Genomic DNA, 26,377 nt, shown 5'->3' on the forward strand with positions numbered 1-26,377 from the left:
TATGCTAGGCAGAAGCCCGCAATGTCGCCAACTTCGCGCCAAAACCAAGGAACACCACGCCGGTAACCCCCTTGAGCCAACGTTGGAACCCAGCATCGCGCGAAACGGCGGACAGCCGTGCTAAAAGCAAAACCATCGCAGTGAACCAAATCGCGTTGATAAAGGCGTGGATTGTGACCAGCATCAGAGAAGTCAGCGCTGTGTTGCCGCCCACCATGATGAACTGTGGGAAAGCCGCAAGGTAGAACATTGACACTTTCGGGTTCAGTGCGTTGGTCAGAAACCCTTCAACAAAAGACTTTTGCAAGCTACGCGCCCGTCTCGCAGGTGCAACAGCAACGGACGCAGTCGAACCATTCAAAGCCTCCATTAGTGACTTCAAACCGATCCAGCAAAGGTAAGCAGCTCCGAGGTACTTTAGCACCGCGAAAGCAGTGGCCGATTGCGTCAAAAGCAATGACAGACCGAATATTGAAAAGGCTCCATGCAAGTAAAAGGCGGTCAAAAATCCCACGACGTTGGCAAACCCTGCCCGACGACCGGACGTCGGAACGGTTTTTGCGATAAGCACCCCGTTCGGGCCAGGTGATATCACCAAGAGGCTGGCAACAAAGGCAAAAGTCAAAATGTCTGCGAGCGTCATAAAGGTCTCCTTGCAAGCAGGCTCACCCTCGCGTGCCACCCCGGTAAAAGCAAATCAATTCTATATTTCGAAAATTATGAAAATATCTCTTGCGTGAATTTTTTATTTCGATATTTCTAGAATTATGAAAAATACAGCATTCAACGATATCAGCCTCGAAGTCGCCGCTTCTACTTTCGCGGCCCTTGGCTCGGAACAACGCCTTAGCGTTTTGCGCACCTTGGTGCGGGCGGGCGATCAGGGCCTTACGATTGGTGCACTGGGCGAACGCACGGGCGTTACGGGGTCCACTTTGACACACCATATGAAAATCTTGGCCCAAGCGGGCCTTGTTAACCAACAAAAGCAAGGTCGCAGCATCATTTGCGCCGCTGTTGCTTTTGACGAGGTGCGCGCATTGTCTGAGTTTCTGCTCAAGGAATGCTGTGCTGATCTTGATACAGAGGATTGCAGCCATGGCTGACACAACCCACTCTCCTGCACCACACCTCTTCAGACGCGTGGACAAAGCCTGGCTGGCTTTGGTTCTGATATTGGTTGCTGTTGCGGTCTTTGATCGGCCCCAATTTATTCCAACGGTCTCCTTTGCGACAAATGCCGTCCTTGGCACTGCGCCCTTTATCGCGTTTGCAGTCATGGCCATCGCCTACCTAAAAGCGACCGGCGCAGAGAACGTGCTCGCCAAGGCCTTTGTTGGCAAAGAAAGCCGCATGATCGTCTTCGCTGCACTTCTCGGTGGGCTAGCGCCCTTCTGTTCTTGCGAAGTGATCCCCTTCATTGCGGCCCTTCTCGCTGCGGGCACGCCATTGTCTGCGGTCATGGCCTTTTGGTTGGCATCGCCTTTGATGGATCCGGCCATGTTCTCAATCACCGCTGGTCAGCTTGGATTTGACTTTGCTATCGCCAAAACCGCGTCTGCGGTGGGGCTTGGGCTCTTTGGCGGCTTCATGACCATGTGGTTTGCTAAATCCTCCGTCTTTGCAGATCCGCTGCGCGAGAAGCCTCAAGTGGGCGGTTGCTGCGGGGTCAAAGCGCCATTTTCTGAGACACCGGTTTGGAAATTCTGGGGCGATGACACCCGCCGGACCGTTTTCAGGGAAACCGCGATCGAGAACGCCGTGTTCCTCCTAAAGTGGCTCGCATTGGCTTATACGGTCGAAGCGCTGATGATCCACTACGTGCCCGCATCTTGGATTGCGAATGTGCTGGGTGGCGAAGGCCTTCAACCAATCGCACTTGGGGCCTTGGTCGGTGCACCGGCTTATCTGAATGGCTATGCGGCTGTTCCATTGGTGGACGCGCTTCTTCTACAAGGTATGGCACCGGGCGCAGCCATGAGCTTCATGATTGCTGGCGGTGTGAGCTCTGTCCCCGCTGCCATCGCTGTGTGGGCGCTCGTGAAACCACGCGTCTTTGGGGCCTATCTTGGCCTCGCGATGGTCGGCGCTTTCATGGCTGGAATAAGCTGGCAATTCATCGCCTGACACAACCATTAATTGACAATGACAAGCGCTGCATTGCTGCAATGCAGCGTTTGTTTTTGTTTAACAGCGACTTTATTCCAACATTCAATTTGGCGTTTTGGGCCGTAAATCCGCGTCAAAACCGCTCATACTGCTGCTGATTTCGTTGTTTGAAATCCAATCTTGGGCTATCCATTCAAAAACAAAATTCGGGGGAGCATCGATGTATCGCGTCTGGAATTTCTTAACGAACTACTCGCTTCTGTTAATTTTCGGCGCAATTCTTGCGCTGTTCTGGGCAAATACGAACCCTGAAACCTACCATCACTTTGTGGAATTCGTGATCTGGGACCATGCGCCGATCGGGCATTATCACCACGGTCATCGCACCCTCACGCTGCACTATCTCGTCAATGACATTCTCATGGCCCTCTTCTTTGCGATGGCCGCCAAGGAAGTCTGGGAAGCGGTGATTTTGAATGACGGCTCTCTAAGAGGCAAAAAGGCCGCAACGCCGCTTTTTGCGACAGCGGGCGGTATGTTCGGACCAATCGGCGTGTACCTAGGTCTGGCCTTCTTGCTGGGCTCTGACACTTACAACGCTGTGGCAAACGGCTGGGCGATCCCGACTGCAACGGACATTGCGTTTTCCTATCTCGTGGGTCGACTGGTTTTTGGAGCGGGTCACCCCGCAGTGCGTTTCCTACTTCTTCTCGCGATTGCTGACGATGCGGCCGGGCTAATTATCCTTGCAATATTCTACCCATCAAGCGAGCTAGCGCCAGAATGGCTACTGGCCTCTTTCGGTGCCGCTATTGTGGTTTTCCTGGTTTTCAACTGGCTGCCACGTCGGCTTGACCGCGGCAACCAAGACCGGCCAAACTCCACTTGGGTTCGCAAGAACCTACATTTCGTGCCTTATGCGGTTGCTGGCTGCGTCAGCTGGTACGGCTTTATGCGCTCGGGCCTTCACCCAGCTCTTGGCTTGTTGCCAATCGTTCCGGCGATCCCTCATGCCGACCGTGCCTTTGGTATGTTCTCGGAAGCGGAAACCCATCTACACGACTTGCTGAACGTGATTGAGCACGCGCTCAAACATCCGGTTGAGATTATCCTGTTCTTCTTTGGCCTTTTGAATGCTGGTGTAGAATTCAGCGCCATCGGAGATGCGACATGGCTTGTTCTCGCAGGTTTGATCATTGGTAAGCCGATTGGCATCCTGCTCTTTGGCTGGTTCGCGGCGGTTCCTCTAAGGCTTGGTATTCCGCAGGGCATGCGCATCATTGATCTTGTGGTCATCGGCTTTGTTGCCGCGATTGGCTTTACCGTATCGCTCTTTGTCGCCTCTGTGGCCTTCCCGCCTGGGGACGTGCAAGACGCGGCCAAGATGGGGGCGCTGTTCAGCTTCTTTGCAGCGGTGATTTCCATCATTGCCGGCAAGGTCTTTAGGGTTGAAAAGGCTGAATTGACGCCGGCGGAGTAACTCATCCCCTTCAAAACACACAGAAACCGGTGCCATCGCGCCGGTTTTTGCCTTTTTTTCGCCCTAATCGCGACGCATATGTTGTCAGGGATCAATCAAATCCGTCATAATAAACAAAGGTCGTATGTGCGGCCTATTAAGACTTCACCAATAAGGTGGGGCTTCTAATAAACGTAAGGCAGAGCAGCCGGAGCAGTTGAATGCTCGAATTTGATAACGTGAGTAAGTCCTTCTGGACGGGGACGCAGCGCAAGGTCATTCTTGATCAGGCGTCTTTTCGCGTGGATTTGGGTGAATCCGTTGGCATTCTCGCCCCCAATGGCTCTGGAAAAACGACGATCATCAACATGATGGCAGGCCTCGAGAAACCCGACGAAGGCGAAATCCGTCGCACGTGCCGTATCTCCTTCCCGCTGGGTTTTATGGGTGGGGTAGTCAACAAACACACTGCCGTGGAAAACAGCCGCTATATCGCCCGGCTTTACGGGCTTGATCCGGATTATGTGGAAGCCTTCTGCCGTTGGCTCTGCGGGCTCGAAGAATATTTCGACCAGCCGCTGGGCACATACTCATCCGGCATGCGCGCGCGATTTTCATTCGCGCTGATGCTGGCGCTCGATTTTGATATTTATTTGGTTGATGAGGGCATGCCCTCTTCCACGGATGTGGAATTCAATCGCAAAGCGGGGGAGGTTCTTCGCGAACGCCTGCGCACCACCACCATGATCATCGTGTCCCACCAGCCCAAAACGCTGGAAAAATTTGCTCGCTCAGCCGGTGTGCTTGTGAACGGGCAATTGCATATGTTTGACACCTTGGAAGAGGCAAAGCAGCTCTATGACTACCAAACCCAAGGCTAAAAAATTCCGCATCCGGCGCAGCTCGGGCAGCCAATCTGCGGCAGCGCCTGCAGCGCCGGAATCCGATGTCGTTGAAAGCAGCGTAGCGCCTGAAACCGCAGAAATGCCAGAGACACAACTCTCTGAGGTCCCAACCGCGCCAAACGCCGAAGCTCCGCAACCGGATGCCGAGGTTTCCGATAGAGCTTCGCGGCGCCAGGCTCGCATGGCCCGATCCGCAGAACGCCGCGCACGCAATGCTACGGTTGATGATGCACAGCCTTTGCCGACCTCGACCGAAGAAGACATGGGCGGCTTGGAAATGGCCGCTGCCGCACCTAACGTCGCAGCGTCCGCGCCGCCTCCAACCGGTGGCACAACCGCACCTCCAGCATCCATGCCAGCATCAAGTTCCCCTGAGGAAGCGATTGCACTGATCCGGCAAGAAGGTCTGACCGGTCGACAGTTGCGCATGGCGCGCCGATTGGCTCAAAAACACAACTTGGCGGCCACATCCGACTATGACGCCGTGCGGCTGTTGCGCGCGCAAGGATTAGATCCGTTCCGCAGCAAAAATATGCTGGATCAGGTGGCACCACCTCCGGGCACTCAGATCGCATCTGGCGCACCACAACTGCCTCAAACGCAGGCCGCTGGTCAGGCGAACTTACCATCTATGGAAATGGCGTCGCCTGCCGAACGCCGCGTCCGCGAAATCGGCGATATCCAAAAAGACATCGCGCGGCGTCGCCGTCGCAAATCTGTGCTGATGATCGCGAGGCTTGCTGCATTCGTCATGTTACCGACGCTCTTGGCCGGCTACTACTATTACAAAATGGCGACCCCGATGTATTCCACGAAGTCCGAGTTTCTGATCATCGCGTCAGAACAAGCGGGCCCGACCGGTGGTTTCTCACTTGCTGGTTCCCAATTTGACACCAAAGACTCGACCTCCACCCAATCCTTCCTGCAATCCAAAGAAGCGATGTTGCTTTTGGAAGAGGATGTCGGGTTCAAATCTGTATTCGCCGATCCATCTGTAGATCCTCTCCAACGTCTTGGCGAGAACCCGACAAATGAAGAGGCTTACAAGGTCTACCAAAAATACGTCAAAATCGGCTTTGACCCCACCGACGGCGTGATCCGCATGGAAGTCTCCTCCCCTGATCCAGACACCAGCACCGAATACTCCCGTGCACTGATCGGTTATGCGGAAGACCGCGTTGACGGCCAGTCGCAGCGTAAGCGCGAGGACCAATTAAAAGACGCCCGTCGTAGCCTAGAGAAGGCCAAAGAAGACCGACGCAGTGCACAAAGAGCGCTTGTTGAATTGCAAGAAAACTCAGTTTTGGACCCAGAAGGTCTGATTGCCAGCTTGCGTCAACAAATCAGTACTTATGAGCTGGAACTGCAGGAAAACCAGTTGGAACTGAGCCAGTTGCTGGACAATCCACGTCCAAACCAAGCACGGGTGAATGGTGTTCGGGGCAATATCAGGAACCTGCAGTCTATTTTGCTCGGACTAGAGAACCGGATGACCGAAGTCGGTGGCACACAGTCATCGCTCGCGGGACAAGCCGCGGCCATTCAGATTGCTCAGGCTGACCTTGCAACCGCTGACATCATTCTGACAGCTGCGCTGCAAACCCTGAACCAAACAGAGCTCGAGGCCTCTCGTCAGGTGCGTTACCTGACGACCTCAGTGCAGCCGGTGACATCACAGGATCCAAGCTATCCACGCAGCTTTGAGAACACCATGCTTAGCTTCCTGATCTTTTCTGGAATCTATCTGATGATCTCGCTGACTGGATCGATCCTGCGCGAGCAAGTTTCGGGATAAAACTGGCTAAATCTTATAAAAGAAAGGCCGCTGAAAAGCGGCCTTTTTTCCATGTGGGCTTTCTTTAGGCAGCCAAACCGCGACCTTTCAATAAGGCCTCAACCCCGGGCAAACGACCTCGGAACCTTTTGTACAGATCTGCGGCATCCACCGAGCCTCCGGTAGACAGGATATTGGCCTCCAATGCTTTGGCCGTGTCTGCATCAAATGCACTGCCCGCTTCTAGGAACGCTTCAAAAGCATCTGCGTCCATCACTTCTGACCACATATAGCTGTAGTAGCCGCTGGAATAACCGTCCCCGGCAAACACGTGAGCAAAGTGCGGCGTTGCATGTCGCATGGTGATCGCCGCAGGCATGCCGAGCCCCTTGAGAACGTCAGCCTGTTTCGCCATTGGATCAGCAGGCGCATCGCCGTCGTGGAACGCCAGATCCACAAGCGCGGAGGCAACATATTCCACCGTCTGGAACCCCATGTCGAAATTCGCGGCGTTCAGAACTTTTTCAAGCAGCGCCTCAGGCATCGCTTCGCCGGTATCGGCGTGCGTTGCAAACTCCTTGAGGACCTCTGGCACCTCCAACCAATGCTCATAAAGTTGGCTTGGCAGCTCGACGAAGTCGCGCGCCACCGATGTGCCGGACACACTTTCATAGGTCACATTAGACAGCATTTGGTGCAACGCGTGGCCGAACTCATGGAACAGCGTGCGGGCATCATCGTAAGACAGCAAAGCTGGGTCTGACTTTGCAAAGTTGCAGACGTTGATCACAACAGGCGCTTGGGTCTCAGGGAACTTCGCCTGAGAACGCATCGCCGAACACCAAGCACCAGAGCGTTTTGAACCACGCGCGAAATAATCGCCGATGAACACAGCCACATGTGCACCGTTACGTGTGACTTCCCACGCGCGGCAATCCTCATGATAAAGCGGCACATCCAACGGCGCGAATTCCAGACCAAACAGGCGGTTCGCACAGGCAAAAGAGGCCTCAATCATCCGATCAAGCTGCAGGTACGGTTTCAACGCGGCTTCATCCAAGTCATGCTCGGCCTTGCGTCGTTTCTCGGCGTAATAGCGCCAATCCCATGGGGCCAGACTGTCATTGATGCCATCGGCATGCATCAACCCTTCGAGCACAGCACCGTCTTTTTCGGCTTGCGCCTTTGCCGGTTCCCAAACGTCCATTAACAATTTTTCCACCGCGTCAGGCGTCTTGGCCATTTCGGTTTCGAGCTTGAAATCGGCGAAGCTTGCATAGCCGAGCAGTTTTGCACGTTCCTCACGCAGCGCGAGAATTTCAGCCGCTATTTCTCGGTTGTCTGTCTCTCCACCATTTGCACCACGGGCCGTCCATGCGGCAAAGGCTTTCTCACGCAAATCGCGCCGTGGCGAGAATTGCAAAAACGGCACGATGAGAGACCGAGACAAGGTCACCACCGGACCTTGCGCGCCCTTCTCTTCACCAGCTGCCCGCGCGGCGGAAACGACAAAACCGGGAAGGCCTTCTAGATCTTCTTCCGACAAATCCATGAACCAGTCACGTTCATCCGCCAGTAGGTTTTGCGTAAACTCCGTTCCAAGCACAGCAAGTCGAGACTTGATCTCTTTCATACGCGCATCAGCATCGCCCGTGAGCGCCGCACCTGCGCGAACGAAACCGCGATGCGTTAGCATCAGGACCCGTGCTTGCTCATCCGTCAGATCTAGCTCATCTCGCTGCTCCCAAACTTGCTGGATGCGTGCAAACAAAGCTTTATTACTAAAAATGGCTGAAGAATGTGCTGCAAGCTTTGGCGCCATCTCTCGCATAATCGCTTCGCGCGCTGGGTTACTGTCGGCACCGGCCACCGTATAAAACGCCCCTGCGACCCTATCCAAGGCCTTGCCCGTCGCCATCAGGCCCTCAATTGTATTTGCAAAAGTCGCGGGTTCAGGGTTGCCAGCCACCGCTTCCGTTTCTTTCAGATCGGCTGCCAAAGCCGTTTCAAAATCAGGCATGAAATCTTCGTCGGCGATTTCTGCAAATGGCGCGATTTCGAAGGGGGTTTTCCAATCAGAAAGCAACGGGTTGGTCATGGGTGTCTCCTTTGGAAACAACCTATGCCTCTGTCGCTGATCCGCAATGGCGAAGTGTTATTTATCCCCACAAACCGGGCAATCAGCGCGCTGTTTCAGCGTGATCTTCCGGCTTTCGCCATAGAGCGCATCGTAGATCAGCATCTCGCCCCGCAGCGCAGCGCCTGCCCCAGTGATCACCTTGATGGCCTCACCCGCCATCATTGCGCCAATAACGCCAGGAAGCGGGCCTATGACGCCCGCTTCTGCACAGTTGGGCGCGAGGCCCGGCGCGGGCGCTTCGGGGAAGACACATTGATAACAAGGTGTATTTCCCTTTGGATCAAAGACCGTAAGCTGGCCTTCCCATTGAGACAAAGCACCTGAAATCAAAGGCTTGCCCAGTTCAAAGCAAATGCGATTTACAAGGTATCGCGTGTCGAAATTATCGGTGCCATCCAGAACTATATCGAAATCGGCGATCAGCTCGCTCGCGAGCTCTTCCGTCAAACGTTTCGCGTAAGGCAGAACGGTCACGAATGGGTTCTGCGCACGCATTTCCTCCGCAGCGGAATGCACTTTCGGCATACCGATAGATTGATCCTTGTGGATCACCTGACGTTGAAGATTGGAGTTCTCGACAGTGTCGTCATCGATCACGCCGATCGTGCCGACCCCTGCCGCTGCCAAATACAGCAACGCTGGAGAGCCAAGCCCCCCTGCCCCAACCACAAGAACACGCGCGTCTTTCAGTCGTTTCTGGCCTGGGCCGCCAACCTCACGCAATACGATATGGCGCGCATATCGGTTGAGTTCCGTTTCAGAGAAAGGCCCGTGTCGCTCCACAACCGGCCCTGGTTTCTGCACACGTGATTTTAGCCACTTGAGACCGCGTACATACCCAAGAACCAAAGCGCCCGCGCCCCCAAGCATCAGCCAAAGTGCGGCAGACCCACCGGTCGCGACCCGCAAACCATTTTCCGGTGGCAGCACCAAATTCACACTGATGACAGCCAAATAGATGAGCCCAAGGATCGGCCAAATCACCTGATTTGGGAGCTTAAGCACGCGGCCCAATCCCCAAACCGATGCGCAAATCCCTAGGACCAGAAGCATCAGTTGACGCCTGTAGACCCGAACCCGCCAGCGCCCCGCTCAGTCTCGCTCAGATCCCCAGCGAGCAGGAACTCCGCCTGCAAAACCGGAGCGACAATCATCTGAGCGATGCGATCACCATGGCCAATATGGAAGGCTTCCTGACCCGCGTTCATAACGATGACCCCCAGCGGGCCGCGGTAATCGCTATCAATGGTGCCCGGTGTGTTCGGCAGGGTAATACCGTGTTTTAATGCAAGGCCGGAACGCGGACGGATTTGCACCTCGTAGCCCAATGGTATTTCCATACGCAAACCCGTCGGCACCAACGTCCGCTCACCGGGCGCAAGGGTGACACCGCCACGATCTTCTTCAGCAAAATTTGCGCGCAGGTCTGCGCCAGCTGCACCGGGCGTTTCATAGGAAGGCAAACCAAGATCGCGATCTGCTGTTTCGGTCCAAGTGAATTTGATGGCAACCACAGTAGGTCCTCTTGAGGTCAGTTGTTTTCTAAAGCGGCAGCAATACGCTCTGCCAATTGCCGGGCGACGGCGTCTTTTTCCATGCGCGGCCAGTGTTCGGCGCCCGCATCTGAGATCAAAACAACGGCGTTCTCACGACCGCCCATGATCCCGGTCTCCGGGCTGACATCATTGGCCACAATCCAATCACATCCCTTACGCACACGCTTTCTCGTAGCGTTTTCGATCACATCATCTGTTTCTGCAGCAAACCCAACGACCAGTGCTGGGCGTTCTTTTCCTGACTGAGACACGCTTGCGAGAATATCCGGGTTTTCCGCAAAACTTAGGCTTGGGATTTTGCCGTCTTGCTTCTTGATCTTGCTGTCGCTGGCCCCATCCACATGCCAATCAGCAACTGCGGCCGCGAAAATGGCAGCATCAGCAGGTAAGGCTGCGTCAACGGCGTCTTTCATTTCTTTGGCGGTTTCGACCTCGACCACATGGGCCCCTTCCGGGCGCGGCTCGTCCGCAGGGCCAGTGACAAACACGACTTCTGCCCCAAGCATCGAAAGCGCGCGCGCTATTGCTGTGCCTTGTGCGCCGGAAGACCGGTTTGCGATGTAGCGCACCGGGTCAATCGGTTCATGGGTTGGGCCGGACGTGACAATGATGCGCCGGCCGGTCAGGGGACCTTCCGCCAATTGGTTTTCAATCGCAGTTACAATTTCGGCGGGCTCTGCCATGCGACCGGGGCCATATTCGCCGCACGCCATGTCACCTTCGTTGGGCCCTACAAAAGCGACACCGTCTCGCTTGAGCATTTGAAGATTGCGTTGAGTCGCGGGGTGTTCCCACATCCGCACGTTCATAGCGGGTGCCACCAAGACCTGCGTGTCTGTCGCCAAAAGGAGGGTGGATGCAAGATCATCCGCTTGGCCCGTCGCCATTTTTGCCATCAGATTTGCAGTGGCTGGCGCAACAACGATCAAATCAGCAGACCGGGACAATTGAATATGGCCCATCTCTGCTTCATCGGTCAGATCAAACAGATCCCGATAGGCTTTTTCCTCTGACAACGCCGATACGGAAAGCGGGGTGACAAACTCTTCCGCAGATTTTGTCAAAACAGGCGTGACCCACGCTCCGCGTTTGCGAAGCTGGCGGATCAGATCCAGCGATTTATAGGCGGCGATTCCGCCACTAATGATCAGAAGAATGCGTTTGTCTTCCAGCATTTGGCCCCTCCGAGGTCAGGCTGATCAGACACTATGCATTTGCGCGGGCGGAAACAAGCGCGCCCGCGCGTTGCGAAGACTTAAGCGAGAAGCTGACGCAGCTCTGGCGCGTGTGCGGAAAGCGCGTTGCGCATTTTGGTCAGCGCAGAGACCTCCAACTGACGTACGCGCTCTTTTGAAATGCCCAGCGCCTGACCCAGAGTTTCCAGCGTTTGCGCTTCATCTGCCAATTTTCGCTGGCGAATGATCATTTGCTCACGATCTGTCAAATGGTCCATCGCCTCCCCGATCCACGCCTTTGCTTGCGCTTGATCATGGTCACGCGAAACGGTGTCAGCGCCAATCGCATCTTCGTCTTCAAGAATGTCGATCCATTCTCGGCTGTCCTCGTCCGCCCCTTGCAGCGCATTCAATGAGAAATCGCTGCCGGACAAACGGCCCTGCATCATCTGCACATCACTTACAGAAACGCCGATTTCAGTCGCGACCTGCTGGGCCAATTGATGGCTATCAAGATCCAAATCCGCTTTTTGTGCATCCCGCGACAGCTCTGCCTCGACGCGGCGCAGGTTAAAGAACAAGGACTTTTGCGCGGAGGTCGACCCGGTACGAACCAATGACCAATTGCGCATCACATGGTCCTGAATGCTCGCCCGGATCCACCAGACCGCATAGGTCGAGAAACGCACGCCGCGATCAGGGTCAAACTTTTCCGCCGCCTTCATCAGACCAACACCGGCTTCTTGGATCAGGTCTGGCACTGGTACGCCGTATCGTTTGAATTTCATCGCCATGGATATCGCGAGACGCATATAAGCCATGGTCAGTTTGTGCAGGGATTTTTCGTCTCTGTCGTCGCGCCAAGCGCGGGCCAGTTCCAGCTCTTGTTCCGGTTCAAGCAATTTGGTTTTCATGGCGGCTTGGGTCACCATGTTCTTACGTTCTTGCGTATGCATGTCCGTCTCCCTTGCTTGCCAGCTTTTCTGGTATTACGCAGGGGGGCGGAATTTGGATCAATTCTAAGGTGCCAATGTTACCGAAACTGTCATTTATTCTGGGCGGCGCGGCGTCCGGCAAATCAGCTTTCGCTGAGCAACTCGTGATTCAGACAGGTGCGCCAAGGGTTTACATCGCAACGGCACAGGTCTTTGATGCGGAGATGCGCGCCAAGGTAGACGCTCATTTGACGATGCGTGGCACGGATTGGCGCACGATTGAAGCACCTACTGACCTGTCCGACGCCTTTGCGTCGATCAATCAAGATGAAGTGGTCTTGCTGGATTGCGCGACAATGTGGCTCTCAAATCATATGATGGCTGAGGCGGATATCGCTGCGGAAACTGAAGGCCTTCTGGCTCAAATCAATGACTGCTCCGGCCGTGTCGTTGTGGTGTCTAACGAGGTCGGGATGGGCATTGTCCCAGATAACGCTTTGGCACGAAGATTCCGCGACGCCCAAGGCAAGCTCAATCAGCAAATAGCGGCGCAGGCGGAGCTCGCCGTGTTTGTTGTTGCCGGTCTGCCGAATGTTCTAAAGGGGCAATTGCCATGAGCCGCCTCTTCCTTGTGCGCCATGGCCCCACCCATGCAAAATCCATGGTCGGTTGGTCTGACCTACCGGCGGACCTTTCGGATACAGCCGCTTTGGCACGGCTTGAGGCATCGCTACCGGCCGACGCCAAGATAGTGTCCTCTGACCTGTCACGTGCAATTGAAACGGCAAACGCCATTCAAGGCGCGCGCCTGCGTTTGCCCCATCATAGTGACCTGCGTGAAATTCACTTCGGGGATTGGGAGCTAAAGACCCACACGGAAATTGCAGACAAAGACCACATGATGGCGTTTTGGGATCAACCCGGGGAAATCAACGCACCAAATGGCGAAAACTGGAACGGGTTCTCCGCCCGTGTCGACCAAGCGATTGACGCTTTGATGTCGGAATACGAGGGCGACTTAGTGGTCGTTTGCCATTTTGGTGTGGTCGTTACGCAAATCCAACGGGCCCTAAACATCTCGGCTTATGAGGCCTTCGGTCACAAGATCAGCAACCTCTCCGTCACCGAAATCCACACACAGCCAAATTGGTCCGCCCCAAGGATTAATCACGTTTTGTGATGCTGCACTCAACAAAACCTCGTTTTGCTGACCGGGCCACCTGACGTAGCCTCTGGCTATGACCTATGATCTTGTTATTGGCGATTATGCCTATTCTTCGTGGTCCCTGAGGGGCTGGTTGCTTTTTGAAAAATTCGACATTCCACGCAATGTCACTCTGGTGGAATTCAGCTCCGACGCATCTGTCAAAGAACAGATGCCAAGCTTTGCACCCGCCCGGACCGTCCCCACGATCCGCACCCCAGACGGTGGAATCATCTCTGAAAGCTATGCCATTGCCGAGGATCTGGCAGACCGGCACCCAGACGCAGGAATTTGGCCTGAAAACCCAAAGCATCGATCTGTTGCTCGGTCGTTGGCGGCGGAAATGCATTCGGGATTTGCCTCATTGCGCAATGCTTGCCCAATGAATCTGCGACAGTCTTTTGTTTGGGAAAGCCCAGATGCTGCTGTGCTGGCTGACCTCGAGAGGATCGAAGAAATCTGGGCATGGGCTCGAAAAGAATGCGGCACCGAGGATGGTGGTTGGCTTTGCGGCAACTATTCCGCCGTTGATGCAATGTATGCCCCGGTCGCTATGCGCATTGCTGGGTTTAGCCTACCAGTTGGAAGCAGAGCACTGGCCTATGTCGACATGCACCTCAATGACCTTGCCTTGCGGCGTTGGCGGGCCATGGGACTGGTTCGCGGCGCTCATCTTTCATTTTATGATCAGCCACACCCACAGAGAGCCTGGCCAGGCCCAACGCCATTGAAAGCTCAGGCCGCTGAAGGCGCACCTGTTAACGATCTGTGCCCATATAGCGGCAAGAAAAGCACCAATATGCTTGAGCTAGACGGTGTGATCTACGGTTTTTGTAATGCCTTCTGCCGTGACAAAACCGTTGCCGACCCAGAAGCTTGGCCCGCATTCACCCAAGTCCGCGCAGAACATGGTTAATAATCGAGTAACGCTCTCCCCAATATGGTTCTTGCAAACCGCTGGGGAGAGCCATGGTCGCCAAATCCTACACCGTCGCCTTTGAGGGCGTGCAAGCGCATCAAGTGGAAGTCCAATGCGCGGTGACCGCTGGATTGCCCGCGTTCTCCGTCGTCGGCCTGCCTGACAAAGCGGTTTCTGAAGCGCGCGACCGGGTCCGTGCAGCCCTGACCTCTTTAGCAATTGCTCTGCCGTCCAAACGCATCACAATCAACTTATCGCCTGCGGACCTCCCCAAAGAAGGCAGCCATTTCGACCTACCCATCGCCATGGCCTTGTTGGCTGCGATAGAGATTATCCCGAAAGATGCGGCAGAAGGAGCCGTTTCATTGGGCGAGTTGTCACTTGATGGCGCATTGGTGCCCGTTATTGGCGCTTTACCCGCCGCCATGTCCGCGGCCGAAGAAAACCGGATGTTGCTGTGCCCCGAAGCCTCCGGAGCAGAGGCCGCTTGGGTCGGCGCGGCGCAGGTGATTGGTGCCGGTAATTTGGCGGATGTGATCCGTCATTTTACCGGCCAAAGCCCGCTACCACCGTGCGAACCCGGCGAAGTGACAACCGCGGTCGGCACAAAAGACATGCGTGACGTGAAAGGCCAAGAGCGCGCCAAACGCGCTTTAGAGATCGCCGCTGCAGGACGGCATCATGTGATGATGGTCGGCTCGCCCGGATCAGGAAAATCTATGCTCGCGTCCCGTTTGCCAACTATTTTGCCGCCCCTGTCTGCTGTTGAAGCGCTGGAAACCAGCATGATCCATTCGCTTTCAGGACTATTGGATCAGGGTGGCATTTCGATGCAACGCCCTTTCCGGGAACCTCATCACACCGCGTCGATGGCCGCAATTGTCGGCGGCGGCAGACGCGCCTCGCCGGGAGAAATCAGCCTTGCCCATAACGGTGTCCTTTTCATGGATGAACTGCCAGAGTTTTCAAGGCAGGTCTTGGAAACACTGCGCCAGCCGATTGAAACCGGAGAGGTCATGGTTGCGCGCGCGAATGCCCACGTGACCTATCCCTGCCGTTTTATGATGGTCGCCGCCGCAAATCCCTGTAAATGCGGCTACATGTACGACCCATCACGCGCTTGCCCGAAAGTGCCAAATTGTGGAGAGGACTACCTTGGACGCATCTCTGGCCCGTTATTGGATCGTATTGATCTGAGAATTGAGGTCCCGCCCGTGAGCTATCAAGACTTGGATTTACCGGCTGACGGAGAGACATCAGCCACGATCGCTTCGCGCGTAGCTTCCGCGCGGGAGCAGCAGATGTCACGCTTCAAAGACCAAAGCTTCATTCGATCCAACGCCGATATGCAGGGTGCACTGTTGGAAGAGGTGGCGGCCCCAGATAATGAAGGGCGCGCGCTGTTGGGAAAGGCTGCCGAGCGGTTTGGCCTCACCGCGCGTGGTTATCATCGCGTATTACGTGTTGCGCGCACCATTGCCGATTTGGCCGAAAGCGACAAAATCCACCGAGATCATATAGCAGAAGCGATCAGCTACCGGATGGCTGCGGCACATTAAGCGTCAGACGAGTTTCGCTTCAATCGCTTCCCAGATCTTTTCAGCAATATTCACACCATCAAAGCGTTCAAGCTCTTGAATACCCGTCGGCGAGGTCACGTTAATCTCGGTCAAGTAATCGCCGATGACGTCAATCCCCACAAACACCTGCCCTTTTTCTTTCAAAAGCGGGCCGATGGCTGCGCAGATTTCAAGGTCCCGTTCCGTTAAACCAATTTTCTCAGGCCGACCGCCCACATGCATATTGCTGCGGGTCTCTCCAGCCGCAGGAACGCGGTTGATCGCGCCAACGGGTTCGCCGTCAACCAAGATGACTCGCTTGTCGCCATTGCTCACATCAGGCAGGAACTTTTGGACAATCAGCGGCTCTCGGCTGAACCCCGTGAAGAGCTCATGCAGGCTCGAGAGATTACGATCATTTGCATCAAGCCGAAAAACGCCTGCACCGCCATTGCCGTATAGCGGCTTTAGGATCACGTCTTTATGCTTGGCTTTGAAGTCTTTGATCGTCTCGAGATCGCGCGCAATTGTGGTTGGTGGGGTCAGCTCTGGGAAATCCAAAACCAGCAGTTTTTCCGGGTAATTCCGCACCCAGAACGGGTCATTCACCACCAACACATCATCTTTCAGGCGGTCAAGTAGATGCGTGGATGTGATGTAATGCATATCAAACGGCGGGTCTTGGCGGAGCCAAATCACATCAAAATCACTAAGGTCAACTTTCTCAAGCGGCCCGAGATCCACGTGGTTGCCCTGCTCACGGCGCACAACCATGGAATGCCCGCGTGCCGTGATGACGCCTTCTTCATAAGCCAGCTGGTCTGGGGAGTAGTAAAACAATTGATGCCCGCGCGCCTGCGCTTCTTCGGCAATCCGAAATGAACTATCTGCGTTGATATCGACCGCATCAATCGGGTCCATTTGAAAGGCGATTCTTTTGGTCATTTTGTTCTGGCTCGTTCTGGGCTTGTCCTGTGGTTCAGCCCATTACATGGCGTAGCGCCCTGCCGGTTGCAATGGCGATCAGAACGCCATCAGTGCGTTTTCAAGAATTTGAACCGCGCCTGCACCATCAACCAGTGCCACATCAAACTGCATCTCCAGCAAATTTCCGCCTTCCAGCTTACTCGCGAAAACGGATGCTGCGTTAAAAATACGGTGGATTTGTTGTTGCGAAACGCGCTGCGCAGCCAACTCATGGCTCCGCGACTTTTTGACTTCAACGAAGGTTAAACTGTCGCCCTTTCTGAAGACCAGATCGAGTTCCCCGCCGCCGCCGCGCCAACGCTGTGCAATCAGATCGAAGCCGCGATCCTGATAGATGCGCCGAACAGAGTGTTCTGCAGCCTGTCCGGCCAAGAAATTCCGTTTTCCTCGTTGGGAACGAAATGTTGCGTTTTGATATGGCTGCATATGACAGGGCTTTCCTTTATTTCCCTTTCAGCTCTAGCGCCAACTTGTAAACTTTGCGTTTATTGGTGCCGAAGGCCTTTGCGACGGTGTCGGCGGCGTCGCGCACCGTCATGTTCTCCAATGCCTTTTGAAGCGCGCTTTCGATGTCTTCAGCGGAATTGTCGTCACCTTGCTTGCGGTCAATCAAGACAACGATCTCACCCTTGACCTGCTGACCACCGAATGAGCTGGCCAGTTCTGACAGCTCACCGCGGCGCACTTCTTCAAATTTTTTGGTCAGTTCACGACAAACAACCGCGTTTCGGCTTGCACCCAAAACGTCCGCAGCATCGCCAAGCATTTCGGCCAAACGTTTCGGACTTTCATAAAAGACAAGGGTGCCCGGAACGTCTTTGACCGCGTCTAGCCCATTGCGCCGCGCAGTTTTTGCGTTCGGCAGGAAACCCGCAAAGAAAAACGCGTCCGTCGGCAGCCCTGCGAGCGTCAATGCTGTCGCAATGGCGGTCGGACCCGGCGCAGAAGTCACCAGATGCCCCGCTTCCGAGACCGTTTTGGCCAAGTGATAGCCCGGGTCTGCAATCAAAGGTGTCCCGGCTTCCGAAGCATATGCAACGGATCGACCTGCGTCCAAATGCTCGATCAGCTTTTGGCGTACGCCTTCGCCAGAATGGTCGTGATATGCCAGAACCTTGCGATCCCCCAATGGAACCCCATGAATCTCCATAAGCCGACGCAACGACCGGGTGTCTTCCGCGGCCAGCACATCAGCGCTTGCCAAGATATCTAATGCACGCAGCGTGATGTCACGCGCCGTACCTATCGGTGTTGCGACAAAGTACAGCCCCGCCTTCAAAGGAACGATTTGATGATTCAACGCTGGACCCTCCGCTTGGGGCGTTTATTATCCGCAGTCGAAACGGCGGTACGAGTTGCGCCGCCCATTTGGTACAGTCTGAGGATGTTGTTCATGTTTGCTGCTTTTAAACCGCGCCGTAAAATTCTGAAAGGTCTGCTGACCATAAGTGCTGCGGCTTTTGTATCAGCTTGTGAACCCGTCACAATTGGCGGCGGCCCATCGATCAACACTGCAAAACCCGTACCTGTCGCGCTTTTGGTTCCAAAATCTTCACAGTCTTCAGGAGACGCGGTACTTTCACAAAGCCTTGAAAACGCAGCGCGTTTGGCGATGTCGGATTTGGAAGGCGTGCAGATCGACCTGCGTGTCTACGACACTGCAGGTGATGCGGGGGTCGCGCAGACTGCAGCCCTTAAAGCGGTTGGCGAAGGCGCTAAGATCATTCTGGGGCCAGTGCGCAGTGGCCCGTCTAATGCGGTTGGCGTTGCGCTTGCAGGTCGGAACGTGAACGTTCTGTCCTTCTCAAACAACACCTCAATTGCAGGCGGTAACGTCTTTGTACTTGGGCCAACCTTTCAAAATAGCGCAAATCGCCTTGCACGCTTCGCGGCACGAAACGGCAAATCCAATATTTTGACTGTCCATGCGCAGAATGTTGCTGGCGAGGCGGGACGTGACGCGATCGCCAACGCTTTGGCGTCGACAAGCGCAAGCAGTGCCGGATCCGTGCCTTACGAATTTTCCCAGAAAGGCGTGATCAATGCAGTGGATCAAGTCCGCAACACCGCACGCAGCACCGGAACTGATGCGATCTTTTTCACATCAGACACGTCGGGTGCCTTGCCTCTTTTCTCTCAATTATTGCCCGAAGCTGGTGTGAACCCAACGGACACGCAATTCATTGGTTTGACCCGCTGGGACATTCCCGCGCAGACCCTTGCTCTGCCGGGTGTTCAAGGGGGGTGGTTCGCGATGCCTGATCCGGCGCTGACCGGTCAGTTCCGTGACCGCTACTCAAACGCTTATGGCACGACGCCACATCCAATCGGTGGGCTTGCTTATGATGGTATTGCAGCAATTGGCGCCTTGGTCTCGCAAGGCAAATCAGATGCTCTGACAGCCGCCGCTCTCACCCAAGGTGCGGGCTTTAATGGCGTCAACGGAGTTTTCCGCCTTCGCGCGGATGGAACGAACGAACGCGGGTTGGCAGTGGCCACGATCCGCGACAAACAGGTTGTTATCATTGACCCAGCACCAAGAAGTTTTGGCGACGCAGGCTTCTAATCCTGCCGCTTTTCTCCCGGTCCCACCGGACAACCTCATTTGCGATGCAGATTTGATCGTCAACCGCGCCCAATTGGGCGCGGCAATTGTTGACGCCTGCCTTGCGGCGAATAACGCAAAAGACACACGCAAAGCTGTGGTCGAACTGCTGCGCGAAACGCAGAAGAACGGTCGCGCAGCCATCGCTGCTGCTTTTGAGAAAGATCCATTTGCTGCGCGCCCAATGACGCGCGCCTATACTTGGCTCACCGATTGTTTGGTCAATTCAGCGCATTTCGTGTCGACCCACGCGCTTCACCCAAATGCAAACCCAACCGAAGGCGAACGCATCGCTCTGTTTGCTGTGGGTGGCTACGGGCGCGGAGAAATGGCGCCGCAATCCGATGTGGATCTGCTGTTTTTAACGCCTTACAAAATCACCGGCTGGGCGGAGAGCGTGATTGAGTCGATGCTCTACATCCTCTGGGATCTACGCCTAAAAGTTGGCCACAGTTCTCGAACCGTCAAGGATTGCATCCGACTGGGTGGCGAGGATTTCACGATCCGAACCGCGCTTTTGGAACAGCGCTTTCTGGCGGGTTATATTTCTCTATCTGCTCAACTCACAACCCGCCTTGAGAACGAGCTTTTTAAAGGCAGCGAGAGTGAATTTATCGACGCAAAACTCGCCGAACGGGATGAACGCCACAAAAAACAGGGCCAGCGTTACGTGGTTGAGCCGAATGTGAAAGAAGGCAAAGGCGGACTGCGCGATTTGCAGTCGTTGTTTTGGATTGCGAAATATGTCTACCACGTGAATACGACGCGGGAATTGGTCGACTTGGGCCTTTTCCATCAGGACGAATTCGAACTTTTTGAACGCGCCGAAAACTTCCTGTGGGCAACGCGCGCACATCTGCATTTGATCAATAACCGACCAACCGAGCAGCTCAGTTTTGACATGCAAGTCATGGTCGCTGAACGGTTGGGTTACACGGATAAAGACGGCCGCCGTGCGGTTGAGCATTTCATGCAGGACTATTTCCGCAACGCGACGGCAGTTGGGGACCTGACGCGGATTTTGCTCACTAAGCTCGAAGACAACCACACAAAATCTGCCCCACTTTTGGAGCGGATTTTCCGACGCCGCCCCCCGAAAGTAAAAGCGGGTTATATCGTCACGAACAACCGGATCTCAGTCGCTGACGAAACTGAATTCCTGGCGGATAAGCTCAATATTCTTAGGCTGTTTGAAGAAGCCTTGCGCACCGGGGTTCTGATCCACCCAGATACCATGCGCCTGTTGCAGGCCAATTTGCATCTCATCGATGATGACATGCGCGCCGACCCGCGGGCGGCTAAGATCTTTTTGGACACTTTGCTAAAGCACGGCAATCCAGAGCGTGCTCTGCGTCGCATGAACGAACTGGGTGTTCTTTCTGCTTTCATTCCTGAGTTCGAACCCATCGTCGCAATGATGCAGTTCAACATGTATCATTCCTACACTGTGGACGAGCACACGATCCAGGTGATCTCGACCTACACTCAGATTGAACGTGAGGATCTCATTGAAGAACTGCCTCTAAGTTCTGAAATCCTGAAACGCGGTATCAATCGCAAGGTTCTTATGGTGGCCATGCTCTTGCATGACATCGGCAAAGGGCGCGACACAGACCACTCCATCCTTGGCGCGAAGATTGCCAAGAAAGTCGCGCCGCGTCTGGGGCTCAACAAGGAAGAATGCAAAACCGTCGAATGGCTCGTGCGCTATCACCTACTGATGTCTGACGTTGCGCAGAAACGCGATCTTTCAGACCCGCGCACCATTCGTGATTTCGCGAAGGCCGTTACATCGGTGAAGAAGCTCGACCTGCTCACTGTCCTCACAGTGTGTGACATTCGTGGCGTTGGACCAGACGTCTGGAACAACTGGAAGGCCACGCTGATCCGCAATCTCTATAGTTTGACCCGTGATGCGCTGGAGGGTGGCGCCGAAGCGATCAATACCACACAACGGACCAACGAAGCCAAAAAATCGCTTCGTCTGCGCCTTAAAGATTGGGAAAGCAAGCTCGTTAAAGAGGAATGCGCCCGTCATTACGATCCTTATTGGCAAGGTCTGCCTGCGGAAGCCCATGTGGCATTCGCAAAGCTCTTGCAAAACCTTGATGGTGACGAAGTCCATATCGACCTAGAGCCAGATGAGGATCGCGATGCAACACGTGTCCTGTTTGCTTTGGAAGATCACCCGGGGATCTTCTCGCGACTGTCCGGTGCATTGGCACTGGTCGGCGCGAACGTGGTCGATGCACGCACCTACACGTCCAAAGACGGCTATGCCACCGCCGCTTTCTGGGTTCAGGACGCAGAAGGCAGCCCTTATGAGGCCAGCCGCTTGGGGCGTCTGTCTCAGATGATCCGCAAGACCCTGATGGGCGAAGTGGTCACGACAGAGGCGATGAAGTCGCGCGACGTTATCAAGAAACGCGAACGTGCTTTCCGCGTCCCAACGACCATCACCTTCGACAACGAAGGCTCGGATATCTACACAATTATCGAGGTGGACACCCGCGATCGGCCGGGTCTGCTTTATGACCTCGCGCGCTCCTTAGCGAGCAGCAATATCTACGTCGCCTCTGCCGTCATTGCGACCTACGGGGAACAGGTGGTGGATACATTCTATGTCAAAGACATGTTCGGATTGAAATTCTACACAGAGAGCAAACAAAAAACCCTTGAGAAGCGCCTGCGCGACGCCATCGCCAAGGGCTATGAGAGGGCGAACGGGTGAAGCCGATCCGGCTGATACGCGGTTTTATGACCGTCGGGTTTTGGACCCTTGCCAGCCGCATATTGGGGTTTGCACGCGAGATCATGATCCTCTCGCTGATCGGGCCCGGAGCCGTATTTGACGCCTTTGTCGCCGCTTTCCGCCTGCCCAACATGTTCCGCCGTTTCTTCGCCGAAGGCGCGTTTAACGCAGCTTTTGTGCCCATGTTTTCCAAGAAATATGAGGTCGGGGACGATCCGCAGGCCTTCGCTCAGGATGCGTTGAATGGGCTGGCTTTTGCGGTTTTGACACTAATTGCCATCGCCATGGTTTTTATGCCCGGGCTTGTTTGGTTGACAGCCGAAGGGTTTTACGGCGATGCGCGGTTTGATTTGACTGTCGGCTACGGACGGATCGTCTTTCCCTACATCATTTGTATGTCCTTAGCGGCTTTGTTTTCAGGCGTTTTGAACGCCACGGGCCGTTTTGCAGCCGCCGCTGCGGCACCGGTTCTGCTCAATATCTTCGCCGTAGGCGCGATGACCCTTGGCTATCTTCTTGGTGGCGAGGTCATCAATTGGCTAATCTGGACGATCCCAGTCGCAGGCATCGCACAGCTGGCACTGGTTTGGGTTGCAACAGAACGCGCCGGCATCACGCTGCGCATTGGCCGCCCGCGTTGGACGCCGGATATGTCTCACATGCTAAAGGTCGCAATACCGGCTGCATTGGCCTCTGGCGTGATGCAGATCAACCTTGTAGTCGGTCAGCTTGTTGCGTCACGCACAGAGTCTGCCGTGAGCTGGCTTTTCGCAGCGGACCGTCTTTATCAACTGCCTTTGGGCGTTGTTGGGATTGCGGTCGGGATTGTTTTGCTGCCGGAACTCTCTCGTCGTTTGAAAGCAGGCGATGATAGTGGCGCGCGCGATGCTTATTCCCGTGCCGGTGAATTTGCCCTCGCGTTGACGATTCCAAGTGCCGTGGCGTTCTTGGTGATCCCATTGGCGCTTGTTTCCGTAATGTATCAACGCGGCGAAACGACGGCTGCAGATAGTGAAGCCATCGCTTGGGCCGTCGCAATCTACGGTTTGGGCTTGCCCGCTTTCGTGCTGCAAAAGCTCGTGCAGCCGCTCTTCTTTGCCCGTGAAGACACCAAAACACCGTTTCGTTTTGCGGTCTATGCGATGATTATTAACGCCGCGCTGGCATTTGGGCTTCATCCCTTTATTGGCTGGATGGCACCTGCGGTTGCGACAACCGTTGCTGGTTGGGCAATGGTGGCGTTTCTTTGGATCGGCGCGCGCGGCTTTGGGGACGTAGCAAAGTTTGACGCCCAATTTGCACGCCGCTTGCCGCGCATTATTGCCGCAACCACCGCAATGGCAATTGCCCTCTTTGGTCTGCAAGAACTGCTTCAAACCGCGCTTTACACAGATGGCTGGCGTTACCTTGCCTTGCTTGCGTTGGTTATCGCTGGAGCAGCAGTCTACTTTGTCGCTGGCCACGCAATTGGCGCCTTTAACCTGCGCCAGATTATCAAAGGTGGGAAATCGTAGGGTGGGGTTTTACCCCACCATGTTAATGCGATCCTGAAGGTGGGGTAAACCCCCACCCTACATCAATCGTGCCGGATCATTGCACGAATGCGTGCCCAACCACCGGGCACCAAAAAGAACGACAGCGCGAAACCAGTGACGAAGCCACAAAGGTCGGCAACCCAATCCCCATTGCTGCCAAACAAAGCGCCAAAAAGCAGCTGAATTCCCAGCAACATCGCAATCAAGGAAAAGGCGCGCATCTGGTTCTCGCCGCCAACGCGCAGACGTGCCCACATCAAGAATGTGAATGCGCCAATGAAACCATAGGCCCCGGGGTAAGAGCCAATCAAAGGCACTGGCGCAGACCAAATTGCGGTGTAGGCAATGGCACCAACCGCACCAGAGGCGAAAAACACCAACAAAGTCGCGACCGGGTGAAACACCTCTCCGACCATTTTGCCCAGCGCCAGAACAATCACTGCTCCAAACAGGGCATGCGTAAAGTTACCGTGCAAAAAGAGATAACTGAAAACGCGGACGACATGCTCTGACGGCCAAGTTCCGTTCTGCCACATCCACGCAAAGATATCTGGTGAATACGCAAATCGCTGCACCGCTTGCAGACGCCAGCCAATCGCCTCGGGGCCACCGACCAAACCAGTGCTGCCTAGGTAGAAAACGATCTCCACCCCAACAATCACGATCGCCAAAGCGGCAATCACCGGCGGCAGCGCATTAAACGGGCTTTGGATATTGGGATCAGACATGAAAGCTCCTGCAGGGGTGCGGCTTGACGCTCATTGCAGCCATGGGTAAGCCAAGCGGGCAACAATTTCCAGACGGAGTATCTGATATGAGTGAGGCGGTCCAAACGTCTTCTTTCTCGCCCCGCGTCTTTTCCGGCATTCAACCGTCCGGTGGCCTGACGCTCGGCAACTACCTCGGCGCAATGAAGCGCTTTGTGGACACCCAGAACACCGGCGTGCAATCGATCTATTGTATGGTCGACCAACACGCGATCACCGTCTGGCAAGACCCAGAGAATTTGCGCCGCGCGACCCGTGAACTTTGCGCGGGCTACATTGCGTCAGGTCTCGACCCAGAGAAATCCATTCTTTTCAATCAATCCCAAGTGCCCGAACACGCGCAGCTTGGCTGGATTTTCAACTGCGTCGCCCGCATGGGTTGGATGCAGCGCATGACCCAGTGGAAGGATAAGGCGGGAAAGAACTCGCAAAACGCCTCATTGGGTCTCTTTGCTTATCCTGCTCTGATGGCAGCGGACATTTTGATTTATCACGCAACCCACGTCCCAGTGGGCGAAGACCAGAAGCAGCACGTTGAGCTGACACGCGACATCGCGAACAAGTTCAACCACGACTACAAGGTCGACTTTTTCCCGGTGCCTGAGCCGGTGATCGAAGGCGCGGCTACACGTGTGATGTCTTTGCGTGATGGATCTAAGAAGATGTCAAAGTCTGATCCGTCTGATGCGTCGCGAATTAATCTGACCGATGACGCGGACACGATTGCCAAGAAGATCCGTAAAGCAAAGACCGACCCAGAAGCTCTGCCGTCTGAAGCGAAAGGGCTGGAAGATCGCCCAGAAGCGCGCAACTTGGTCAATATTTACTCAGCATTGTCTGAAGTATCGGTTGACGCTGTCCTAGCGGATGTCGGCGGGAAACAGTTCTCGGAATTCAAGCCGATGCTCGCCGAACTAGCGGTTGAAAAGTTGGCACCGATCTCCGGCGAGATGGCACGGCTCATGGAAGACACGGCAGAGATCGACAAGATCTTGGCCCGCGGCGCTGAGCGGGCACGTGAGATCGCCTCTCCGATCTTGAAAGAAACCTACAAAATCATCGGTATGGTCGGCGCTTAATTTAATTGACTTCAAGAATTGAAAAACCGGGTGCACCGCGCCCGGTTTTTTTGATTTTGCTTGTCGGAAAACATGGTGGCAAACGTCGAAAACTGTCACAAAATCGAATCTTTTCGCCGTTAAGTTGTGCGCATTCAAACTCGGAATTTATGTGGCGCTTCCCCCCCGAGATCCGCGACGCATACCTGACATTTGAAGGCGTCAGCCAAAAGCACTTTTCAATAATTTGCCCCAGAGCTTCGGCTCTGGGGTCATTTCATATGCGGTCGAGTTTCCCTGATCACTGCAACCAAATACCCATTGCCCTGCCTTCGACCTTCCGCCATGATGCCGCGAAGGAGGCCGTTTTATGCGTAAATTTCTTGTGGTGCTTGATGACAGTCGCGAATGCCTGAACGCGATGCGCTTTGCGGCGATGCGTGCCAAGAAGACCAATGGTGGTGTGGAAATCTTGTCCATCATTCCGCCAGAGGAATTCCAGCACTGGATTGGCGTCGGCGATATCATGCGTCAGGAAGCGCGTGAGCGCATCGAGGCCCACTTTGAGGTTTTTGCCAAATGGATGCGCGACCGTCAGGGCATTGATCCTGAATTGGTTATCCGTGAGGGCGAACTGGTCACCGAAATCCTAGAACAAGTTCATACGGACCCAGAAATCGGCGTTCTGGTTCTCGGTGCGGGCACGGAAAGCGCGGGTCCAGGACCACTCGTCACACAGATGGCAAAAGCCTCTGGCACATTGCCAATTCCGGTGACAATTGTACCAGGCGATCTACCAAAAGATCGGCTGGAAGCGATCACCTAACAGACGCCACTGATTGATGTAGAGCAGGTATAAGCTTTGTCACGGCAGTTTAGAATGCTTCTAAACCTTGACACTCGCATACCCGCCACGCATATCAGTGTGCAGATACGAA

General features: G+C 54.8%; 24 protein-coding genes. 14 read left to right on the plus strand and 10 right to left on the minus strand.

The features are described 5' to 3' along the window. Positions 1-4 precede the first annotated feature (4 nt). Complete coding sequence (locus tag TA5113_RS10135) at positions 5-643, minus strand: LysE family translocator (RefSeq protein ID WP_058315760.1); 639 nt, start codon at positions 641-643, stop codon at positions 5-7. Between the two features lie 124 nt (positions 644-767). Between TA5113_RS10135 and TA5113_RS10140 the strand changes: the two genes are divergently transcribed. From TA5113_RS10140 to TA5113_RS10160, 5 genes are all read left to right on the plus strand, one after another. Continuing rightward, positions 768-1,106 (plus strand): ArsR/SmtB family transcription factor, encoded by a 339-nt coding sequence (locus TA5113_RS10140; protein ID WP_058315102.1) that lies wholly within the window; start codon positions 768-770, stop codon positions 1,104-1,106. After that, positions 1,099-2,127 carry a permease gene (locus TA5113_RS10145; protein ID WP_058315101.1) on the plus strand — a complete coding sequence of 343 codons (1,029 nt, stop codon included), beginning with the start codon at positions 1,099-1,101 and terminating at the stop codon, positions 2,125-2,127. Before TA5113_RS10140 ends, TA5113_RS10145 begins: the two co-directional genes overlap by 8 nt. A gap of 202 nt (positions 2,128-2,329) precedes the next feature. Next, positions 2,330-3,589, plus strand: a complete 1,260-nt coding sequence (locus TA5113_RS10150) for a Na+/H+ antiporter NhaA (protein WP_058315100.1) — start codon at positions 2,330-2,332, stop codon at positions 3,587-3,589. Between the two features lie 200 nt (positions 3,590-3,789). Further along, complete coding sequence (locus tag TA5113_RS10155) at positions 3,790-4,449, plus strand: ABC transporter ATP-binding protein (RefSeq protein WP_058315099.1); 660 nt, start codon at positions 3,790-3,792, stop codon at positions 4,447-4,449. Next, the gene (locus TA5113_RS10160) at positions 4,427-6,268 is read left to right on the plus strand and encodes a KpsE/RkpR family capsule polysaccharide export protein (protein WP_058315098.1); all 1,842 of its coding nucleotides are present in this window, start codon (positions 4,427-4,429) and stop codon (positions 6,266-6,268) included. The genes TA5113_RS10155 and TA5113_RS10160 overlap by 23 nt, the downstream gene beginning before the upstream one ends. A gap of 64 nt (positions 6,269-6,332) precedes the next feature. On the opposite strand, the gene TA5113_RS10165 is transcribed toward TA5113_RS10160, so the two are convergent. The 5 genes from TA5113_RS10165 to TA5113_RS10185 all read right to left on the minus strand — a co-directional run bounded on the left by TA5113_RS10165 (position 6,333) and on the right by TA5113_RS10185 (position 12,074). After that, complete coding sequence (locus tag TA5113_RS10165) at positions 6,333-8,345, minus strand: M3 family metallopeptidase (protein ID WP_058315097.1); 2,013 nt, start codon at positions 8,343-8,345, stop codon at positions 6,333-6,335. A 57-nt stretch (positions 8,346-8,402) separates the two neighbouring features. Next, complete coding sequence (locus tag TA5113_RS10170; protein ID WP_058315096.1) at positions 8,403-9,440, minus strand: HesA/MoeB/ThiF family protein; 1,038 nt, start codon at positions 9,438-9,440, stop codon at positions 8,403-8,405. Next, positions 9,440-9,901 carry a dUTP diphosphatase gene (gene dut / locus TA5113_RS10175; protein WP_058315095.1) on the minus strand — a complete coding sequence of 154 codons (462 nt, stop codon included), beginning with the start codon at positions 9,899-9,901 and terminating at the stop codon, positions 9,440-9,442. The genes TA5113_RS10170 and dut overlap by 1 nt, the downstream gene beginning before the upstream one ends. Positions 9,902-9,918: 17 nt before the next feature. Beyond that, positions 9,919-11,118 (minus strand): bifunctional phosphopantothenoylcysteine decarboxylase/phosphopantothenate--cysteine ligase CoaBC, encoded by a 1,200-nt coding sequence (gene coaBC / locus TA5113_RS10180; RefSeq protein WP_058315094.1) that lies wholly within the window; start codon positions 11,116-11,118, stop codon positions 9,919-9,921. 80 nt (positions 11,119-11,198) lie between these two features. After that, complete coding sequence (locus TA5113_RS10185; RefSeq protein WP_058315093.1) at positions 11,199-12,074, minus strand: RNA polymerase factor sigma-32; 876 nt, start codon at positions 12,072-12,074, stop codon at positions 11,199-11,201. Positions 12,075-12,148: 74 nt separating this feature from the next. On the opposite strand from TA5113_RS10185, the gene cobU reads away from it, so the two are divergent. From cobU to TA5113_RS10205, 4 genes are read left to right on the plus strand one after another with little or no spacing between them, the layout of a single operon-like run. Next, positions 12,149-12,670, plus strand: a complete 522-nt coding sequence (gene cobU / locus TA5113_RS10190; RefSeq protein ID WP_058315092.1) for a bifunctional adenosylcobinamide kinase/adenosylcobinamide-phosphate guanylyltransferase — start codon at positions 12,149-12,151, stop codon at positions 12,668-12,670. Then, positions 12,667-13,233, plus strand: coding sequence for a histidine phosphatase family protein (locus tag TA5113_RS10195; RefSeq protein WP_058315091.1), 567 nt, complete (start codon positions 12,667-12,669; stop codon positions 13,231-13,233). Before cobU ends, TA5113_RS10195 begins: the two co-directional genes overlap by 4 nt. Positions 13,234-13,291: 58 nt before the next feature. Further along, the gene (locus TA5113_RS10200; RefSeq protein WP_058315090.1) at positions 13,292-14,173 is read left to right on the plus strand and encodes a glutathione S-transferase; all 882 of its coding nucleotides are present in this window, start codon (positions 13,292-13,294) and stop codon (positions 14,171-14,173) included. Between the two features lie 53 nt (positions 14,174-14,226). Continuing rightward, complete coding sequence (locus TA5113_RS10205; protein WP_058315089.1) at positions 14,227-15,735, plus strand: YifB family Mg chelatase-like AAA ATPase; 1,509 nt, start codon at positions 14,227-14,229, stop codon at positions 15,733-15,735. A 3-nt stretch (positions 15,736-15,738) separates the two neighbouring features. On the opposite strand, the gene gshB is transcribed toward TA5113_RS10205, so the two are convergent. The 3 genes from gshB to rsmI form a co-directional block, all read right to left on the minus strand. Then, on the minus strand, positions 15,739-16,680 hold the full coding sequence (gshB, locus tag TA5113_RS10210) for a glutathione synthase (RefSeq protein WP_058315088.1): 942 nt from the start codon (positions 16,678-16,680) through the stop codon (positions 15,739-15,741). A 78-nt stretch (positions 16,681-16,758) separates the two neighbouring features. Beyond that, positions 16,759-17,094, minus strand: a complete 336-nt coding sequence (locus tag TA5113_RS10215; RefSeq protein WP_245627156.1) for a YraN family protein — start codon at positions 17,092-17,094, stop codon at positions 16,759-16,761. 70 nt (positions 17,095-17,164) lie between these two features. Continuing rightward, positions 17,165-18,022 carry a 16S rRNA (cytidine(1402)-2'-O)-methyltransferase gene (rsmI, locus tag TA5113_RS10220; RefSeq protein WP_058315086.1) on the minus strand — a complete coding sequence of 286 codons (858 nt, stop codon included), beginning with the start codon at positions 18,020-18,022 and terminating at the stop codon, positions 17,165-17,167. A 93-nt stretch (positions 18,023-18,115) separates the two neighbouring features. Between rsmI and TA5113_RS10225 the strand changes: the two genes are divergently transcribed. From TA5113_RS10225 to murJ, 3 genes are read left to right on the plus strand one after another with little or no spacing between them, the layout of a single operon-like run. Next, the gene (locus tag TA5113_RS10225; RefSeq protein ID WP_058315759.1) at positions 18,116-19,288 is read left to right on the plus strand and encodes a penicillin-binding protein activator; all 1,173 of its coding nucleotides are present in this window, start codon (positions 18,116-18,118) and stop codon (positions 19,286-19,288) included. Then, the gene (locus TA5113_RS10230) at positions 19,248-22,058 is read left to right on the plus strand and encodes a [protein-PII] uridylyltransferase (protein ID WP_370736443.1); all 2,811 of its coding nucleotides are present in this window, start codon (positions 19,248-19,250) and stop codon (positions 22,056-22,058) included. The genes TA5113_RS10225 and TA5113_RS10230 overlap by 41 nt, the downstream gene beginning before the upstream one ends. Continuing rightward, the gene (murJ, locus tag TA5113_RS10235; protein ID WP_058315084.1) at positions 22,055-23,593 is read left to right on the plus strand and encodes a murein biosynthesis integral membrane protein MurJ; all 1,539 of its coding nucleotides are present in this window, start codon (positions 22,055-22,057) and stop codon (positions 23,591-23,593) included. The genes TA5113_RS10230 and murJ overlap by 4 nt, the downstream gene beginning before the upstream one ends. 62 nt (positions 23,594-23,655) lie before the next feature. Here the strand turns inward: murJ and TA5113_RS10240 are convergent, their stop codons facing one another. Then, a complete protein-coding gene (locus TA5113_RS10240) occupies positions 23,656-24,342 on the minus strand; it encodes a rhomboid family intramembrane serine protease (protein ID WP_058315083.1) in 687 nt (228 codons plus the stop codon). Positions 24,343-24,428: 86 nt separating this feature from the next. Between TA5113_RS10240 and trpS the strand changes: the two genes are divergently transcribed. After that, on the plus strand, positions 24,429-25,460 hold the full coding sequence (gene trpS / locus TA5113_RS10245; RefSeq protein WP_058315082.1) for a tryptophan--tRNA ligase: 1,032 nt from the start codon (positions 24,429-24,431) through the stop codon (positions 25,458-25,460). 349 nt (positions 25,461-25,809) lie between these two features. Then, positions 25,810-26,265, plus strand: coding sequence for a universal stress protein (locus tag TA5113_RS10250; protein WP_058315081.1), 456 nt, complete (start codon positions 25,810-25,812; stop codon positions 26,263-26,265). Positions 26,266-26,377 lie beyond the last annotated feature (112 nt).

Source organism: Cognatishimia activa (genome assembly GCF_001458335.1).
Classification (GTDB): Bacteria; Pseudomonadota; Alphaproteobacteria; order Rhodobacterales; family Rhodobacteraceae; genus Cognatishimia; species Cognatishimia activa.